We start from the raw sequence: 17,810 nt of genomic DNA on the forward strand, positions 1-17,810 counted from the left end.
GCAATCATTTGCCACGTTGATGAAAAGGAAAGAATGCATGAATATTCTGATTGATTATGGAGCCGGGGATGGCTTTTTTGCCGAGGCCGCATTGTACCCGGACCGGCATCTGGCAAGAATCACTTCGCAGCATAAAGGCTTGTACAAGGTGATGACGAACCAGGGCGAAAAACTGGCTGAAATTTCCGGCAAATTTCGTCACAACGCAATTGCCCTGTCCCGCTATCCGGCCGTGGGGGACTTTGTCATGCTGAGCCTGCCGGAAGCTGATGCGGGCCATGCGGTCATTCACCATGTTTTACAACGCAAAAGTGCCTTTACCCGAAAAGCGGTTGGTCTGGAGGAACAAACGCAACTAGTTGCGGCAAATATTGATATTGTTTTCATCTGTATGTCGCTGAATAACGATTACAATCTAAGCCGCTTGGAACGCTATCTTTCAGTTGCATGGAACAGTCGCGCCTTGCCGGTGATTATCCTGACCAAAGCTGATTTATACGCTGACGTATCGCATATTCTGGATGAAATCTCGGCTCTGGCTCCCGGAGTGGATGTCGTGACCACTTCCATCAACGATCAAAGCTCGCATGACGGCCTGCGTTCCTATCTCAAGCCGGGCATTACAGCCTCTTTTATCGGTTCATCCGGAGTGGGAAAATCCACGCTCATCAATCTCCTGGCCGGGAAGGAAGTCTTGCGCACTTCACAGGTGGGGCAGGACGATAAGGGTATGCACACCACGACGCGCAGGGAACTCCTGCTTTTGCCCCAGGGTGGCATTGTCATTGATACCCCCGGTATGCGCGAGCTTGGCGTGGAGTTCGTCGATTTGTCCCGGTCGTTCGCGGATATTGAAAACCTTGCAATGCAATGCCGGTTTGATGACTGCACGCATGGCGCTGAGCCGGGCTGCGCGGTGAAGCGGGCGCTGGAAACAGGGGCATTGGATGAAAGACGCTGGGCAAACTATCAGAAACTCAAACGAGAAACCCGCTATCGCGGACTTTCTTCCCGGCAGCTTGAAAGCGAAAAACTGAACGGGATGTTTGAGAATATCGGCGGGATGAAAAAGGCCAGGGCCTTTCTCAGGCAAACCGACAAGCGAAGGTAAAAGGCGTCATCAGCCTCGAATAGCTGCAATATTGTTTTCTGAGCGCGTTGATATCTCAACTGCGTATTCTCTTTTCTGAAACAAGAAAAGGAAGCGTGTGATGTTCTGTATGGCTTGGTGTGTCATCAGGCAGGTTATTGCATCAGGAAGTGGAATATGAATACAATATTTACAGATAGTTATGACATGAACTTTCTTCTTGATGCCATGATGGGGCCGAATGCCATGCGCATTACGGAAGAATTGGCCTCCTTCCTTCCGCTTGCCGCAGGCATGCGCATTCTTGACCTGGGTTGCGGCACGGGGCTTTCTTCCATCCTGCTTGCGGAAAAATACGATGTGACGGTGTTTGCGGCGGACTTGTGGATTTCACCCGCCGAGAATGCACAACGCTTCGCAAGCCTGGGACTTGACGCAAAGATATTTCCCTTCCTGGTTGACGCCACGAAAGAGCTTCCGTTTGCCCATGAATATTTCGACATGATCATAAGCGTGGATTCGTACCAGTACTTTGGCGGCAACGAGGCTATGCTGCCGAAACTCCTGTCTTTTGTGAAAAGAGGCGGGTTCATGGCGGTAGCCGTGCCCGGATTTATCCAAGACTTCCCCGAAGGGCGGCTGCCGGAGGAAATTCAACCCTTCTGGACGCCGGAGTGGTATTTTTATTCCCGTAACTGGTGGCGGGCATTATGGGAAAAGGAACCCGGAATAACAATAACGCATTGCCGTGAGATGGATTCATGCAGGCAGGCGTGGGAGGAATGGCTCAAGTCTCCCAATCCTCATGCCCAAGGCGATATCCCCATGATGGAAGCTGGAGCGGGTAATTATTTTAATATGGTGCAGATGGCAGGGCGGAAAATCTGAGGAAATTTTTTGCTGCTTTCTTATAAGTCGGGCCGAGCGGCTGTATGCAGCGCGGTGTTCCTGGCCGCATTGGTATGGCGTTGTTGGCGGGGTGTTCCGTTCCAGCGGGTTCGCTGTTGCCTGGCCTCAGTTTTTGGGCGACCCGGCGCCGCTCCCGTGCCTCTTTCAGCCGGACGCCTTGGATACGGCGCAATTTGTGGGGCAACGGAAAACCCCATTGAGAAACAGTCCCCAGGGCCGCCGGACCCGCGCGGGGAAAAAACTGTTGAGCTGAGCGTGAAAAAAACGTATCCAGAGGCAACAACGCTTTGAGAGGAGTGCTCATTACCATGCGAATCCGTCTTTTTATGCCGCTGGTTTTTGTGTTGAGTTTCATGCTGCTGGCCTGCCAGCAGACGGAAACCAAGGATGCTCAACCCAAACTGGCGGTCGTGGATATGGCGCGCATCATGCGCGACAGCGAGCCGGGCAAGGCCGGCGTAAAATTCCTGGAAAGCCTTCAGAGCGGCATGCAGGAAAAACTCAACGCCATTCAGGCTCGTCTGGAAAAAGATCCCAAGGACGAGGCCGCGCAGAAAGAACTGCAGGGCGTGTACATGGCTTCGCAGCAACGCATGCAGGCCGAACAGCAGAATGTGGTCAATCTGCTTTATGACACCATTCAGCGCGTTCTCAACGCCTACCGCGAACAGCAGGGCTACGACATCATCCTCAGCGCCGAAGTGGCCGCCGCTTTCAATCCCAAGGCGGACGTGACCGCAGCTGTTATCGCTGAAGTGAACAAGCAGAAGATCGATTTCAAGCCGCTGCCCGAACCGGCCGCGCCTGAAGCGGCCCCGGCTCCCGCCGCTCAGCCGCAGGAAAAGGAGCAGCCGAAAGAGCAGCCCAAGGCCGACGCGCCCGAGAACGGCAAGAAGAAGTAGTTTTTAACGGTATTCTGATGTTAACGCCTCTTTTCCTCACGGAAAAGGGGCGTTTGTCGTTGGGGAGAATGGCTCCCGCTATGCGAGCCACCGCAGGGCCGCGCCCGCCACCACAAGATAACGGCCCAGCTTGGCCAGCCCCACAATCAGGATGAAGGAGCCGAACGGCTCGCGCAGGAGACCGGCGGCCAGAGTCAGGGGATCGCCGATGACCGGCGCCCAACTCAATAAAAGGGACCAGCGCCCGTATCTGCGGTACCAGGTTTCGGCCTTGCCCAGGCTTTTCTTTTTGACCGGAAACCAGCGCCTGTCCTGAAAGCGGACGCAACAGCGGCCCAGCAGCCAGTTGACGGCCGCGCCCAGCGTATTGCCCGCCGCGGCCACGGCAATGAGCAGCCACACAGGTTTATGCCCGGTGGCCAGCAGACCGGCCAGAGCCAGTTCGGACTGGGCGGGCAAAAGCGTGGCGGCCGCAAAGGCGGCAAGGAACAGGCCCCAGAGAGCCGCAAGGCTCATGGCCGCGTTTTCCCGCGCCGTTGCGGCCGCCGCATCGTGATCGCCATCCTGCCGGGGCGGGCCCTCAATACCACATTTTTTTCAGTTCGGCATCGGTCACGCCCAGACGGTGCATGCACATCTCGAAATACGAGGCCCAGAACGGATTGCTGGAGTTGTGCACGCCTTCGCTGTTCATGGCCGTGGCTTCCTCGCTGCACTGCGCCTTGGCCGCCTGGGCCTGTTGCTCCTCAAAGGTCGGCGGCGCATGGTCGCGTGGGGCGCAGCCCGCCAGGGCGAACAGGCCCAGCGCCAGAATCAGCGGCATAATGATCTTGAATTTTTTCATGATGAGCTCCGTGTGTAAAAAGCCGCGCCGGAATTCCGGCGCGGCTTGCTGAAGAACAGGGCACAGCCCGGCAATTAATACGCGTGGTCGTCCAGATCTTTGGCCGTCACCGGATGCGAGAAGAGGCGGTACATCCAGAACTGGTAAATGAGCACAATGGGCACCATGACCAGGGCCACGCCCAGCATGATCTTCAGGGTCAGCTGGCTGGAAGAGCCGTTGAAGGCCGTCACCGTGGCGGCGGGATCCAGCGAGGAGATGATCATGCCGGGGAACATGCCCATGACGCCGAAGAAGGTCACGCCGATGATGAACAGGGCGCTGCAGCCCCAGGCCAGCCAGAGTTTGCCCTTGCTGAGCATGCAGCGCGCGCCCAGCAGACCGGCCAGGGCCAGCAGGGGCAGGATGAAGAGGACCGGCATGGCCAGATAGTTGTCGTACAGCTTGGTGTAGAAGGCGGTCAGAATCAGGAAGGCCACCAGCAGCGCCAGCATGATGGGCCAGACGAAGGTGGCCGCGGCCAGGGCGCGGGTCTGCAGATCGCCCTCGCTTTTGATGGACAGCCAGATGGCCCCGTGCAGCACGAACATGCAGAGGAAGAACACGCCCCCGGCCAGGCCGTAGAGGTTCAGCAGCCCGAGCAGGCTGCCGTGGTAGACGCCCTGGGCGTCCACCGGAATGCCCATGAACAGGTTGGCGAAGGCCACGCCCAGCAGGATGCAGGGCGCCAGGTTGGCCACAAAGTGCACGCCGTCCCAGAGGGAACGCCAGGCGTCGCTTTCCACCTTGTTGCGGAATTCAAAGGACACGGCGCGGAAGATCAGGGCGAAGAGCAGGATGAGCAGGGGCGCATACAGCGCGCTGAACATCACCGCGTACGCCTTGGGAAAAGCCGCGAAGGTCACGCCGCCGGCCGAGATCAGCCAGACTTCGTTGCCGTCCCAGAAGGGCCCGGCAGCGTTGTACATGAAGCGGCGCTCCTGTTCGGTTTTGCCGAGGAAGGGCAGCAGGGTGCCCAGCCCCAGGTCAAAACCGTCCAACACAAAATATACGGCCCAGAGCAGGGTCCAGAGCACGAACCAGATGGTTTCCAACATGACTTATGCCTCCTGGGCGTCGGGGCCCTTGAGCGCGTATTTGCGCAGCAGATAGATATCCAGAATGCCCAGCACCGAGTAGACCACGATGAAAGCCCCCAGCGAAATGGCCACGCTGCTCGTCGGCACCGGGGAAACAGCGTCGGTGGTACGCATCAGACCGTGGACGATCCAGGGCTGGCGGCCGATTTCAGCCACGGCCCAGCCCAGCATCAGACCGATGTACGGCAGGGGGATGTTCCAGACCAGGGCCTTGAGCAGGCCGGAGCAGGGCATCTCGCGCTTGCGCTGGAGGGTGGCCCCCAGGGCCAGCAGGATGAAGAGCATGCCCAGCGCCACCATGCCCCGGAAGGACCAGAACACGGGCGAAACCGGCGGGCGGTCTTCCTTGGGGAAGTCCTTGAGGCCCTTGACTTCCGCGTCGGTGTGCTCGTAGGCGATCCAGCTCAGCAGGCCGGGGATGCCCAGCGCTTCCACGCTGTTGCGTTCGTTTTCCGGATCAGGCCAGACCAGCAGATAGAAGGGCACGTCCCGGGCGGTTTCCCAGTGGGATTCCATGGCCGCCAGCTTGGCGGGCTGGTGCTCGGCCACGGCCTTGCCCTGCTGGTCGCCGCTCAGGGCCAGGATCAGAGTGAGGGCCAGGGTGTAGGGCGCGACCATCCGGAAGGAGCGGCGGAAGAACTCGGTATTGCTCTTGCGCAGCAGATGCCAGGCCGAGACGCCCAGCACGAAGAAGCCGCCCACGGCCCAGGAGGCCAGCACGGTGTGGGCGTACATGCCCCAGGCATAGCCGTTGAAGACCACGTCCCAGAAGTTGGAAAGCTCGGTCCGTCCGGCGGCCTCGTTGATCACATAGCCCACGGGGTGCTGCATGAAGCCGTTGGCCAGGATAATCCAGAGCGCGGAGAGGTTGCCCGCGATGGCCACCAGCCAGATACAGGCGCAGTGGGCCTTTTTGCCCAGCTTGTTCCAGCCGAAATGCCAGACGGCCAGGAAGGTGGATTCCAGGAAGAAGGCCACCGTGGCTTCAATGGCCAGCAGCGAGCCGAAAATGTCGCCCACATACTCGGAGTAGCGGGACCAGTTGGTGCCGAACTGGAATTCCAGGGTGATGCCGGTCACCACGCCCAGAGTAAAGTTGATGAGAAAAAGTTTGCCCCAGAATTTGGCATGGCGTTTCCAGATCTCATCCCCGGTGCGCACATAGCGTGTCTCCATCCAGGCGAGAATCACGGAAAGCCCCAAAGTGAGCGGAACGAAAATAAAATGGAAAAAAACGGCTACAGCAAATTGCAGCCGTGAAAGCATCACGACGTCCATAAGCCCTCCTTACGACTTCTTTTAGCCAGATAGCGTGATACCGCTTAAAAGGCAAGGAGTTACCAATATCGGTTTGCCCTTGACGCGGGGCGGACCGGTCTTATTTTAAAAATAATTTTTTTCAGGAGGTTCGTCATGGCCGAAGCCGGCAAAAAGACCCGCCAATTCCGCGCCGAAGTGCGCAAGGTGCTGCATATTCTTACCAATTCCCTGTACACCAACCGGGAAATTTTTCTGCGTGAGCTTATTTCCAACGCCTCGGACGCCCTGGACAAGCTGCGCTTCCGCGTCAACCGGGGCGAAAGCCCGCGCGAGCCGGATCTGCCCCTGGAAATCAGGATCAGCATCGACAAGGACGCCAAAACCCTGATCATCGCCGACACCGGCCTGGGCATGACCGCCGGGGAGCTGGCCGAAAATCTGGGCACCATCGCCAAGTCCGGCTCCGAGGAGTTTCTGGCCGGTCTGGCCGCCGAATCCCGCTCCGGCAAGGAAAAGAGCGACGGCAAAGACGGCGGCGCGGCGGATGGCGAAGCCGCGGCGGCCGACGCGGCCAACATCATCGGGCGTTTCGGCGTGGGTTTTTACTCGGTCTTCATGGTGGCCGACAGGGTGGAAGTGACCTCGCGCCCGGCTTTTGAAAAGGACGCCCAGGCCCATGTCTGGATCAGCGACGGCCTGGGTTCGTACAGTGTGGAGCCCTTTGACGCCGAAGAACCCAAACGCGGCACCGTGGTCAAGGCCCATCTCAAGGACGACGCCGTGGAATTTCTGGAAAAATTCCGGGTGGAGTCGGCCATCCGCAAACATTCGGCCTTTGTGCCCTTCCCGGTGTTTGTGGACGGCGAGCGCGTCAACACCCAGCCCGCGCTCTGGCGTGAGCCCAAGTCCTCCGTGACCAAGGAGCAGTACGACGATTTCTACAAGGCCCTGAGCTATGACGCCAAGGCTCCCCTGGACGTGCAGCATATCGCCGTGGACGCGCCCGTGCAGTTCAACGCCCTGCTGTACATCCCGGATTCCGGCCAGGACTTTTTCGGCGCGGACCGCGACTTCTGGGGCCTGGATCTCTATGCCCGGCGCGTGCTTATCCAGCACCGCAACAAGGAGCTGATCCCCGAATACCTGGCCTTCCTCAAGGGCGTGGTGGACACCGAAGACCTGCCCCTGAACATCTCGCGCGAAACGCTTCAGGAAAACGTGCTCCTGCGCAAGATCAATCAGGTCATTGTCAAGCAGACCCTGAGCCATCTGGAAAAAATGGCCAAGGATGATGCGGAGAAGTACAAGCGCTTCTGGCAGTTGCACGGCAAGATCTTCAAGCTGGGCTATCATGACTTCCCCAACCGGGAGCGGGTCAGCGCCCTGCTGCGCTTCAATTCCTCCACCCTGCCCGACGCCGACGCCCTGACCAGCCTGGACGAATATATGGCCCGCGCGCCCGAAGGCCAGAAGACCTTCTGGTACGTGGCCGCGCCCAACCGCGAGGCCGCGCGGCTCAATCCGCACATGGAGCTTTTCCGCAAGAAGGGCATTGAGGTGCTTTACCTTTTTGAACCCGTGGACGAGTTCGTCATGGAAGGGCTGGGCAAATATAAGGAATGGGACTTCAAGGCCGCTGAAAACGCGGCCGACGACGCCCTGGCCTCTTTCGCGGACAAGGAAAAGCCGGAAAAAGAGGCCGCCGCGCCGCTCTCCGAGGAGGACAATACTTCCTTTGACAAGCTGCTGGCCCGGATGAAGGAAATTCTGGGCGACAAGGTGACGGAAGTGCGCGTGTCGCACCGCCTGGCCGACAGTCCGGCGGTGCTGGTTTCGCCCGACGGCGGCATGAGCTCGTCCATGGAAAAACTGCTCAAGGTCATGCAGAAGGACGACTCCCTGCCGGTCAAGGTGCTGGAGGTCAACCGGGATCATCCCCTGCTGCGCAACATGCTGCGCATGTTCAAGGCTGACGGGCAGGACCGGATCCTGGCGGAAATGACCCGGAGCCTTTTTGACGCCAGCCTGCTGCTGGACGGCTACCTCAAGGACCCGCAGGCCTTGGCCGCGCGCACCAATGAACTGCTGGCCGAAGCGGCGGCCTGGTATACGGAAGTCAGGAAAATATAAAGACGTTTTTTTGAAAAAAAACGCTGTCAGACAAGCGCCGCCGCCCCTGGAACCCACGGGCGGCGGCGCTGTGTCATCAGTACGCCCGGATCGGTAACGATACAGAGAGCCTGAAGCCGGCGCGTTCTTCCTTTCTTTGGCTGTCCCGAAATCCGGTGCCGCGTTCTAGACGTGCAGCACGGTGAAAAACGGCACGCCTTCCAGCGCCTTGCGCCCGCCCATGGCGTCAAGCTCCAGCAGCACGGCGCAGCCCGCGACGGAGGCTCCCAGCCGCCGGACAAGGCTCATGGTCGCCGCCGCCGTTCCTCCGGTGGCCAGAACGTCATCCACGATCAGCGCTCTGTCCCGCGGGGTCAGGGCGTCCGTATGCATATTCAGCGTGGCGGAGCCGTATTCCAGATCATAGGACGCGGAAATGGTCTTGTATGGGAGTTTGCCGGGTTTGCGCACGGGCACAAGCCCCACGCCCAGACGTTGCGCAAGCGGCGCGGCAAAAAGAAAGCCGCGCGCGTCCACCGTCGCCACGACGGTCGGCTGCCACGGCAGCGCCGCCTCGTACATGAGGTCGGTCACATGGCGAAATGCCGCCCCGGACTTCAGCAGGGGCGTGATTCGTAAAAAAGGATGCCCGGCTTGGGGGTATCGGGCACGGTGCGGATAAGCGATGCGATGTCCATAATGGGGGAGCTTCGGCGGGCCGCACGGCGTCAGGCCGCATGGTGGCGGTTATCGTGCAGGGGATGAAAGGAAAGGGGCCGGTATACGGAAATCAGGCACATGGAAAGAATGATGGCCAATTGCAACGCGCCCTCCCACATGCTTTCCGGCAGAATGCAGGCGCGCACGAAACGCAGTGGCCCGTCCAGGCCCAGAGGAACGAGCCGCGCAATGAGGTCGTCGCCCCACGGCCCCCAGAACATGGTTCCCCAGAAGCCCGCGCAGAGGCTGATCAGCCATTTGTAGCCGATCCAGGCGAATTTGAAGAAACCAATGGCCGTGCAGCTGGAGTAGAACAGGCCCGTCAGCAAACAGCCCGCCAGCCCCGGCATGACCACCCAGGTGTCCACAAAATGCAGACATACGGCTACTTGCGCGGCAAATTCCGGGTCGGCCGACGACAGCCGCAGAAAGCTGAGCGCCTGCATGGAAAGCGCGCCGCCGGCCCAGGCCGTGGCCGCGAGCAGATGCAGGGCCTTCATGCCCTTGATGACAATATTGTCGCGCGCGCTGAGTCCTTTGCCCAGTGTGCCGTAGTTCCTCACCATTTCGTTCAGCATAACTCTGCTCCACAGACGGGAAGCCCCAAAAAAGCGGGCTTTGCCGTTGCTTCTGAATACGTCCCTTGCGCGCTCGTCCATGCCGTTTGTCCGAAAGTTTTCATTATAAACTTTTTTTGTTCGTCGGCAAGTTTTGCTTGTTTGCCCAAACAATGCCGCGGGGTATGAGGAAAGACGGAAGAGCGCGGGACGCGGAAGGCGGCGTTGCAGCAAAATGACGCCGCCGCGCGGGGTTATGCTGAAGAGCGGGTGGCTTCAAGGTGCGCTGACGCCACAGGCTCTGAAAAGGGGAGGACCCTCTCCTGGGTACTGTTTGATTGTTCAAACAATACTTGCTGGACAAGCTTTTCCTCCAGGTCCATGATCACTCCCGTCGTCCGGCTGCCACGTGTTGCGGCAGCGGCGGGAATGCGTCCGTCAGGCGACGCGGGGGAGGGGGTCATGCTGGAAGCCTTGTTCGCGGTTGTTCCCATTTTTCTGATTATCGGCATGGGCGTGCTGTTGCGCGCGCGGGACGTGCTGCCCGAGAGCGCCGGCGCGGCCTTGGGCGTCTATGTGCTCAAACTGGCCCTGCCGCTGCTGATTCTGCATATTCTGGCCGGAGCGCATCCTCGCGATCTGACCCACGGCGGCTTCTGGCTCGGCCTGATCGGTTCGCAGCTGATCGTTTTCGCTCTGGGCTACTGGGGCGACCGCCTCGTCTGCCGTCGCGGCACAGGCCCGGCCGTGATCTCGGCGCTCAGTTGCAGCGCCTGCAATACGGCTTTTGTGGGCCTGCCCATTGTGACCAATCTGCTGCCCGGCAATCAGGAGGCCCTGCTCATCGCGGGTCTGGCCACCCTGACGCCCAATATCGTGATGATCATGGGCCAGGCCCGGCTGGACATGCTGGCAGGCGCGGCGGCCTGGGGCGACGGTTCCCGTTCCGGATTCATGGCTCTGCTGCGGCTTTTCGTGCTGGGCAATCCCATCCTGCTGGGAACCCTGGCGGGCGCGGCCCTGTCCCTGTCCGGCCTGGGACTCTGGGCGCCGCTCGACCGCACCATCAGTCTGGTGGGCTATACGGCGGCCCCCTGCATGTTGCTGGCCTTGGGCCTGGACCTGCGACAGAAACTGGCCTTGGCCCTGCGCCGGGCCGAGGGGCACGCGGCGTTGCGTCAGGTCTGGCTGATTTCCTGCAAGCTGTTGCTGCACCCCTTGCTCTGTTGGGGCATTATGTGGCTGCTGGGCATTTCCGGGGCTTGGCTGGCCATCGGCGTGATCATGAGCGGCACGGGCACGGCTCTGGTGGCTACGGTGCTGGCCGAAGTCTACAGCGCCGTGCCCGAGGAGGCCGCACTCACGGCTGTGCTCTCTAACGGCCTGAGCATGTTCACGTTGACCGGTTTTGTCTGGCTGTTCATGCGGCTGGGGATGATCTGAAGCGCTGAAAAAAACTGTACCCCCCTTTTTTTGAGGTAACTGCGGCCGACAGTGCGCCGCGCTTCTGAAAAAGCGGCCTGTTTTTCCAGCTTCACACATCCATATTCTGCGGAATGCCGGGAGAACTGCATGAACCTATCTGGCCTGACTCTGCGTGAACTGGTGGACAATTCCCGGGCCGTACAGCGAACTGTTCCGGCTCTATGCGGACAGCTGTGTTTATCCCTCCGACCGGGCCGGATGGGATGCCGTGCTCTCCATGGAGGCGCTACGCGGCATGGCCGCCTCCGGCTGTCGGGAAAAAAAGTTTGAGATGCGTTTCCGCAACGGCCTGTTCGGCTTTGAATGGCATGAGGCCTGTCTCAGTCTGCTGACGGACGCGCGCGGCGAGCCGGACCGCGTCCTGCTGCTCAGCCGCAATGTCAACGAGCTCCGGCGCACAGAGATCGTGGAGGCCGCGGTGCGCGCTGAATACGATTATGTGGACGGCATTGAAACCGCCCGGTTGATTCGGGCCTGTGTGGGGCCGCAGGTGACGATCATCACTGATTTCGGCCTATGACTGGACGGAGTATGAAGAGGCGGCCCTGAGCGCGGGGGTGGACGGTTTTATCTGCAAGCCGCTGATGAAGTCCAATCTTTTGCATATCCTGAAAGAATGCATGGCCAAAACGCACCATCAGCAGGAAAGGGATCTTCCGGCCGTCGTGGCGGCATATGACTTCAGCGGCAGGCGTTTTCTGCTGGTGGATGACAACGCCTTGAATCGCGAGATAGCCGTGGCGCTTCTGACTGAGGTCGGCGGCGTTGTGGACGAGGCCGAGGACGGTCGCCAGACCGTGGAAATTTTCGCGGCCGCGCCGGAAGGCCTTTACGACATGATTTTCATGGACATGCAGAATGCCGGTGATGGACGGGCTGGAAGCCACCCGGCGCATCCGCGCCCTGGGCCGCGCCGACGGGCGGGGCGTCCCCATTGTGGCCATGTCCGCCGCCGTCCTGAATGAAGACGTCCGTTCCTGTCATGAGGCGGGCATGTCGGCCCATCTCGCCAAACCCGTGGATCTGGCGCGGATGTACAGGCTGACCGACAGGCTCATGCGCCGGAAGCGGGACGCCTGATTCCGACGCCGGGGGCTTATGCGCCGGGCGCGTCCTGCGACAGATAGATGAGCTCTTCCGTCATGGCCAGCAGTTCCTCGATGAGGCCGCCGCCGTGCATGGGATGCCCGAACAGGGCCTCGCGCTGATTGTCCAGACCGCGTTTGTCCACGGCGTCGGGCAGGGTTGGGGAGAGCGTTTCGGCCAGACGGCAGGCCAGCAGATAGCCCTCGGCCCCGGCCGCGAACAGCGCGGCCAGTTCCGCGAAGCGGGGGCGGATGCCGCGCCAGTAGTCCAGCGCCCACCCGGAGGGCGCGCTGCTCACGGCGGTGCAGAGCGCCGCGTGCAGATTGTTGCAGGCCGCGCCGGGCAGGCCCGTGCGCCAGCCCCAGAGCCAGGGCGCGCGCCGGAAAAAAAGGTGGTGCTCCACAGCCAGATCCAGCAGGGCGCGGGTCCGGCGCAGGGCGTCCAGCAGGGGCGCGGCGGATTTGTAGTCCGGCCAGGCCGGGGCGGGTTCGCCCAGCTCCCAGCCCGGCACCAGCTCCCGCCCGGGTTCCAGGCCGGCCAGACGGCGCAGCAGATGGGCCAGCCAGGCGTTGGCGTCCGGGCTCTGCGGGGTTTCCAGATGCGAATAGCTCAGCACGTAGCGGCCCCGCCCGTACGCGCCGCTGACCACCAGGGGCTGGTTGGTCAGAAAATCCGCCGACAGATTGACTCCGTAGAGGGCCTGCCATGCCTCGAAGACGTGCGCCGGGATGCGTTGCAGGGGCAGGTCCGCCAGCCAGAAGTCCGCGTCCGGAGCGGTATAGGCCGCCAGCACGCGCACCCCTTCCGTATTTTCCGCCGCGAAGCGTCCCGGCCACCAGACCGGCAGGGAAAGGACCGCACCGTCTTTGTCGCGGGCGTTTCCGGGCGGGGCCAGTTCTTCACCGGAGCGGGCACACACCCGCACATGGCCGGAAATCAGATGGTGCAGGCGCTGGGGATAGGCGGCGCGGGACCAGGGGCAGAGTTGCAGTCCCTCGCGCGGGTCGCGGTGGCTGAGGGCCAGGCCCGCGCCGCCGCAGAAGCCCAGATAGCTGCCGCCCCGTTCCAGATAGGCGCGCACGGCGGCGCGCCCCGCCTCGCCCAGAGCCAGGGCCTTGAGGCGGGCGTTGCCGCCGGGGACCACCAGCAGCGGAGGCGGAGCGGCGCGCCCGGCGTCCCGGCGGGAACCCGGCTTGCCTAAAAGCGCGCCTTCGGCTATTTCTTGGCCCTTAACCAGGCGGCAGGACAGTCCCAGCGCGCGCAGTGCGCGCCAGGCCATCAGGCCCCAGATGTGGGATGCGTCCCATAAGATATGGATCGGCTGCGCGGGCTGCATAAGCCGGCACTATCGCCGCCTTTTACGGAGAAAGCAAGATGGCGGATACCCTCCCCAAGGGCTATGAGCCCCATGACGTGGAAGCCCGGTGGCGCAAGCACTGGGAAGAGGCGAAAACTTTCACGCCCGATCCGGACGCGCCCGGCGAACTTTATTCCATCGTCATTCCGCCGCCCAACGTCACCGGGGCGCTGCATATCGGCCATGCCCTGAATCTCACGCTTATTGACGTGCTCTGCCGTCACGCCCGCCAGAAGGGCAAAAACGTGCTCTGGGTGCCGGGCACGGACCACGCGGGCATCGCCACCCAGAACGTGGTGGAACGCGCTCTGGCCAAGGAGGGCAAATCCCGCCGGGACCTGGGCCGCGAGGCTTTTGTGGAACGGGTCTGGGAATGGCGCGAGGATTACGGCCACCGCATCTTGGATCAGATCCGCGCCCTGGGCGCTTCCGTGGACTGGACGCGCCTGCGTTTCACCATGGACGAGGGCCTTTCGGCGGCGGTGCGCAAGGTTTTCGTGCAATTGTACGATGAGGGCCTGATCTACAAGGGCGATTACATCATCAACTGGTGCTCGCGCTGCCATACGGCCCTGGCCGACGACGAAGTGGAACACGAGCAGAGCAAGGGCAGGCTCTGGAGCGTGCGCTACCACCTCACGGACGGTTCCGGCTCCATCGTCATCGCCACCACCCGGCCCGAAACCATCCCCGGCGACACGGCCGTCTGCGTGCACCCCGAGGACGAACGCTACGCCCACCTGGTGGGCAAGACCGCGCGCGTGCCCGTGCTCGGGCGCGAAGTGCCGATCATCGCGGACAGTTACGTGGACCGGGAATTCGGCACCGGCGCGCTGAAGGTGACGCCCTGCCACGACCACAACGACTGGATGCTGGGCAAAAAGCACAATCTGGAATTCGTGCAGGTCATTGACGAAAACGGCGTGATGAAGGCCGAGGCCGGGCCTTACGCGGGCCTGTCCAAGCAGGAGTGCCGGGAGAGGATCGTGGCGGACATTGAGGCCGCCGGAGATCTTGTGGGCGTGGCCGAACTGGAGCACGCCGTGGGCCACTGCTACCGCTGCCATACGGTGGTGGAACCGCACGTTTCCACCCAGTGGTTCGTGGCCGCCACCAAGATGGCCCCGGCCGCGCGCGCCGCAGTGCCGGAACTGACCAGAATTTTCCCGGAATCCTGGCTCAAGACCTATTACCACTGGCTGGACAACATCCGCGACTGGTGCATCAGCCGCCAGATCTGGTGGGGCCACCGCATCCCGGCCTGGACCTGCCGGGCCTGCGGCAAGCTGATCGTGGCCGAGGAAGCGCCTGACGTCTGCCCGGTGTGCGGCTCGGACCATCTGGAACAGGACGAGGACGTGCTGGACACCTGGTTCTCCTCGGCGCTCTGGCCGTTCTCCACCATGGGCTGGCCGGAACAGACCAGGGAGCTGGCGCGCTGGTATCCCACCTCGGTGCTGGTCACGGGCTTTGACATTATTTTCTTCTGGGTGGCCCGCATGATGATGATGGGCCAGCACTTCATGAAGCAGCCGCCTTTCCGCGACGTCTACCTGCACGCCCTGGTGCGCGACGCCACCGGCCGCAAGATGTCCAAATCCACGGGCAACGTCATTGACCCGTTGCTGATGATCGAAAAATACGGCTGCGACTCCCTGCGCTTCACGCTGACGGCCTTCGCGGCCATGGGCCGGGATATCCGCCTGTCCGAAGGGCGCATCGAAGGCTACCGCCATTTTGTGAACAAGCTCTGGAACGCCGCTCGCTTCGCCCTGATGAATCTGCCGGAGCAGGCGCCCGCGTCCGTGAACCTGGAAAACATACAGGGCCTGCACCACCAGTGGATTCTGCACCGTCTGGAGATGGTCAAACTGGACATGGACCAGGCCCTCACGGACTATCGCTTCAACGATGCGGCCCAAGTCGGCTACAAATTCCTCTGGAACGAGTTCTGCGACTGGTATCTGGAACTGGTCAAACCGGATATGGGGCCGGACATGCAGTCCGATGACCCCGTGCGCAAGGCCGCGGCCCAGTATGTGCTCTGGCTGGTGCTGCGCGAGCTGCTGGTGCTGCTGCACCCCATCATGCCCTTTGTCACCGCCGAGATCTGGCGCGCTCTGCCCGTGCCTGCCGGGGAGCGGCCCACGGATCTGGCCCTGGAACCCTACCCGCCGCTGCGGCCCGGCTGCGCGCGCGAGGCCGAGGCCGGTCGCATGGAACTGATCCAGGGCGTGATCGTGGCCGTGCGCACCATCAAGGCCGAGCTGGGCATCAGCCCCGGCCACAAGGTGGGTCTGCTGCTCCATCCCGCGGATGAGGAGCAGGCCGCCCTGCTGGAGGAAAACCGGGGCCTGATGACGACGCTGGCCCGTCTGGAATCCCTTGAGCTGGGGGCGGATGTGCACGCGCCCAAAGCTTCGGCCTCGGCCGTGGTCCAGGGCTGTCAGGTCATCGTGCCCCTGCGCGGGGCCGTGGATCTGGCCGGTGAACTAGCCCGTCTGGACAAGGAACTGACCAAGCTGGAAAAGGACGTGGTGGGCGTGAACATGAAGCTGAGCAATGAGAGCTTCGTGAGCCGCGCCCCGGCCGAAGTGGTGGCGCGCGAGCGCGAACGCGCCGGGCAGCTGCTGGACGCCAAGGCCAAATTGCAGGCCTTGCGAGCCCGTTTCGCCGAGGCTCTGGCCGAAGAGTAATCATGACGGCCCGGCCCTGAAAAGAGCCGGGCCGCGTCATTAGTGGGCGTCTTTAAAGGATGTGCCTTTGTAACGGTAATCTGCTCCAGTGGCGCACGGACCCTGCGTGGATGGGCCGGCGCACTCGCCCGGAGGAAGCATGCCGCGTTCCGCATTTTATTTTTCATGTCTTGCCTTGATGCTTTGTCTCGCCCTGTGTCTGAGTTCGCCGCTTGCGCCCGCGCGGGCCGCCGGTCTCGGCGCGTCCACGTCGGCCGCGCGGGAGACGCCGGGCGGGCAGTCCGCGTCACGCGCCGGAGGGGCCGTCAGCGCGCAACACCGCGAGGCGCATCCGGCCCCGGGCTGGGACAGGGAGGCCGCCCTTGCGCCGGACACCGACGACCCCGGTTCCGGTCTGGAAGAGGGCATCGCCCTGCCTTCCGTGAACACAGCCAGATCCGGCGAACAGGCCGGACCCGCCGCCGTGGTCGCGGAGATGCGTCCCCTGCTGGACATCCGCGCGCTGCGCCAGAGCCTGGATGATATCGGCCTGCTCAAGGCCGCGGGTTTCGCTTATCAGGCGGAACTGTCCGTGCCCAACGGCATCTGCCCCCAGCCCGGCGACTGGGATCAGGCGGCGGTGCTCAGCGGCATGGCGGCTTCGGATCAGGCCTGTGCCCTGTTCTTCGGCAAGGCCGAGGACGCGGCGCGCGAAAACCGTCTCTTGCGCAAGCTGAGTCCAGCGACCCATCTGCCCGCCCTGACGCAAAAGGAAAAAAATATCCTGGCCAAAAATCCCACCAGCGCCGCCGGGCGGGAAATCATCGTGCGGCGCAGCGAGGCCCAGGTACGGGCCATGCTGCGGGCCGCCTCCCAAAGCGAAGCCAACCTGCGCCTGCTGGGAGCGCATTTGTACGGTCTTTTTCTGGAACGCCTGTACACCACGTCCGTCATGGTGCTGGCCGCCGCCGAAAGCGACACTCTGGAGCCGCTCCACAAGGTGCACGCGGCGTTGAGCACCAACCAGGGCAAGCTGGTGGAATTGCTGGCGCGGCGCGGCCTGCTCGGCGACGCGCGCTTCGCCGCGACCCGTCTGGAGACCGTGGACAGCCTGCTGCGCCTGCTGTCCGGCAACCACGGCCGCCCGAGCCTAGCCCAGTTGGAGGAAGTGCTGGGCATTGTGCGCGAGGAGCGGGCCTCGTTTCTGACGCCCTGTCCGTAGAAGCGCCTCCGGCGTTTGAACCCTGTCGCGTGCGTTTCGCGTTTCAGCCGTGGACGGCGTTCCCAACGCCGCGGGACAGACGCATCTGAAAAATCTTTATGTAGAGTGATCCCATAGCCCGGGAGCGAACAAAAAGGGCAGGGCCGTCTTTGCCCCGCAGGAGTGAAGCGCGGATGGACGGCTGGTTTCGACGGAGCATCCCGGCAAACATAAAAGGCCGGCAAACGCCGAAACGAGATGCTCCGGCCCTGGCAAACGCCGCGTTGCGCATTGACAAAGCACGGCCTATCGCTATGTTGAGAGAAGCTTTTCGGTGCAACAACGGGATATCCCGCTGTGGGGTGTTTTGTTGCGTCATTTTTACGGACAGCCGCGCCGGGCGTCCACCAACCGAAGTCAGCCCCGCCAGGGTTGTTGCCATGGCTTCGCCCGTCCAGCGCGGGATGTCCGCCGCG

17 protein-coding genes are annotated in these 17,810 nt (G+C 62.1%); 9 read left to right on the top strand and 8 right to left on the bottom strand.

Annotated elements, in window-relative coordinates; genetic code table 11:
- The first annotated feature begins 37 nt into the window (after positions 1–37).
- The 3 genes from rsgA (at position 38) to FYJ44_RS03075 (ending at position 2,901) form a co-directional block, all read left to right on the top strand.
- Entirely contained in the window at positions 38–1,111 is a 1,074-nt protein-coding gene (gene rsgA, locus FYJ44_RS03065) for a ribosome small subunit-dependent GTPase A (RefSeq protein ID WP_154509049.1), read from the top strand.
- A 156-nt stretch (positions 1,112–1,267) separates the two neighbouring features.
- On the top strand, positions 1,268–1,978 hold the full coding sequence (locus FYJ44_RS03070) for an SAM-dependent methyltransferase (protein ID WP_154509051.1): 711 nt from the start codon (positions 1,268–1,270) through the stop codon (positions 1,976–1,978).
- Positions 1,979–2,307: 329 nt separating this feature from the next.
- Complete coding sequence (locus FYJ44_RS03075; RefSeq protein ID WP_154509053.1) at positions 2,308–2,901, top strand: OmpH/Skp family outer membrane protein; 594 nt, start codon at positions 2,308–2,310, stop codon at positions 2,899–2,901.
- A gap of 78 nt (positions 2,902–2,979) precedes the next feature.
- Here FYJ44_RS03075 and FYJ44_RS03080 read toward each other — a convergent pair whose 3' ends face one another.
- The 4 genes from FYJ44_RS03080 to FYJ44_RS03095 all read right to left on the bottom strand — a co-directional run bounded on the left by FYJ44_RS03080 (position 2,980) and on the right by FYJ44_RS03095 (position 6,162).
- Entirely contained in the window at positions 2,980–3,417 is a 438-nt protein-coding gene (locus FYJ44_RS03080; RefSeq protein ID WP_154509055.1) for a YqaA family protein, read from the bottom strand.
- Between the two features lie 64 nt (positions 3,418–3,481).
- On the bottom strand, positions 3,482–3,745 hold the full coding sequence (locus tag FYJ44_RS03085) for a hypothetical protein (RefSeq protein WP_154509057.1): 264 nt from the start codon (positions 3,743–3,745) through the stop codon (positions 3,482–3,484).
- Positions 3,746–3,819: 74 nt separating this feature from the next.
- Positions 3,820–4,842, bottom strand: a complete 1,023-nt coding sequence (gene cydB, locus FYJ44_RS03090; RefSeq protein WP_154509059.1) for a cytochrome d ubiquinol oxidase subunit II — start codon at positions 4,840–4,842, stop codon at positions 3,820–3,822.
- Between the two features lie 3 nt (positions 4,843–4,845).
- Entirely contained in the window at positions 4,846–6,162 is a 1,317-nt protein-coding gene (locus FYJ44_RS03095) for a cytochrome ubiquinol oxidase subunit I (protein WP_154509061.1), read from the bottom strand.
- Between the two features lie 135 nt (positions 6,163–6,297).
- Between FYJ44_RS03095 and htpG the strand changes: the two genes are divergently transcribed.
- Positions 6,298–8,274, top strand: a complete 1,977-nt coding sequence (gene htpG / locus FYJ44_RS03100) for a molecular chaperone HtpG (RefSeq protein WP_154509063.1) — start codon at positions 6,298–6,300, stop codon at positions 8,272–8,274.
- A gap of 165 nt (positions 8,275–8,439) precedes the next feature.
- On the opposite strand, the gene FYJ44_RS03105 is transcribed toward htpG, so the two are convergent.
- Both FYJ44_RS03105 and FYJ44_RS03110 read right to left on the bottom strand, forming a co-directional pair.
- A complete protein-coding gene (locus FYJ44_RS03105) occupies positions 8,440–8,985 on the bottom strand; it encodes an adenine phosphoribosyltransferase (protein ID WP_326833664.1) in 546 nt (181 codons plus the stop codon).
- Positions 8,982–9,551, bottom strand: a complete 570-nt coding sequence (locus FYJ44_RS03110) for a hypothetical protein (RefSeq protein ID WP_154509065.1) — start codon at positions 9,549–9,551, stop codon at positions 8,982–8,984. Before FYJ44_RS03110 ends, FYJ44_RS03105 begins: the two co-directional genes overlap by 4 nt.
- Positions 9,552–9,992: 441 nt before the next feature.
- Here FYJ44_RS03110 and FYJ44_RS03115 point away from each other — a divergent pair, with 441 nt between their 5' ends.
- Together FYJ44_RS03115 and FYJ44_RS03120 are read left to right on the top strand one after the other, a co-directional pair.
- Complete coding sequence (locus FYJ44_RS03115; RefSeq protein ID WP_154509067.1) at positions 9,993–10,973, top strand: AEC family transporter; 981 nt, start codon at positions 9,993–9,995, stop codon at positions 10,971–10,973.
- Positions 10,974–11,127: 154 nt separating this feature from the next.
- On the top strand, positions 11,128–11,535 hold the full coding sequence (locus FYJ44_RS03120) for a hypothetical protein (RefSeq protein WP_154509069.1): 408 nt from the start codon (positions 11,128–11,130) through the stop codon (positions 11,533–11,535).
- Here FYJ44_RS03120 and FYJ44_RS14410 read toward each other — a convergent pair.
- On the bottom strand, positions 11,516–11,902 hold the full coding sequence (locus tag FYJ44_RS14410) for a hypothetical protein (RefSeq protein WP_195840935.1): 387 nt from the start codon (positions 11,900–11,902) through the stop codon (positions 11,516–11,518). The genes FYJ44_RS03120 and FYJ44_RS14410 overlap by 20 nt on opposite strands.
- Here FYJ44_RS14410 and FYJ44_RS03130 point away from each other — a divergent pair.
- Positions 11,883–12,095: a response regulator gene (locus FYJ44_RS03130; RefSeq protein WP_195840936.1), complete on the top strand. Its 213-nt coding sequence runs from the start codon at positions 11,883–11,885 to the stop codon at positions 12,093–12,095. The genes FYJ44_RS14410 and FYJ44_RS03130 overlap by 20 nt on opposite strands.
- 16 nt (positions 12,096–12,111) lie before the next feature.
- On the opposite strand, the gene FYJ44_RS03135 is transcribed toward FYJ44_RS03130, so the two are convergent.
- Positions 12,112–13,437, bottom strand: a complete 1,326-nt coding sequence (locus FYJ44_RS03135; protein ID WP_154509075.1) for a BPL-N domain-containing protein — start codon at positions 13,435–13,437, stop codon at positions 12,112–12,114.
- A 38-nt stretch (positions 13,438–13,475) separates the two neighbouring features.
- Here FYJ44_RS03135 and FYJ44_RS03140 point away from each other — a divergent pair, with 38 nt between their 5' ends.
- Positions 13,476–16,154, top strand: a complete 2,679-nt coding sequence (locus FYJ44_RS03140) for a valine--tRNA ligase (RefSeq protein ID WP_154509077.1) — start codon at positions 13,476–13,478, stop codon at positions 16,152–16,154.
- 139 nt (positions 16,155–16,293) lie between these two features.
- A complete protein-coding gene (locus FYJ44_RS03145; RefSeq protein ID WP_229772469.1) occupies positions 16,294–17,355 on the top strand; it encodes a hypothetical protein in 1,062 nt (353 codons plus the stop codon).
- The last annotated feature ends 455 nt before the right edge of the window (positions 17,356–17,810 follow it).

This window comes from Desulfovibrio porci (assembly GCF_009696265.1).
GTDB lineage: Bacteria > Desulfobacterota > Desulfovibrionia > Desulfovibrionales > Desulfovibrionaceae > Desulfovibrio > Desulfovibrio porci.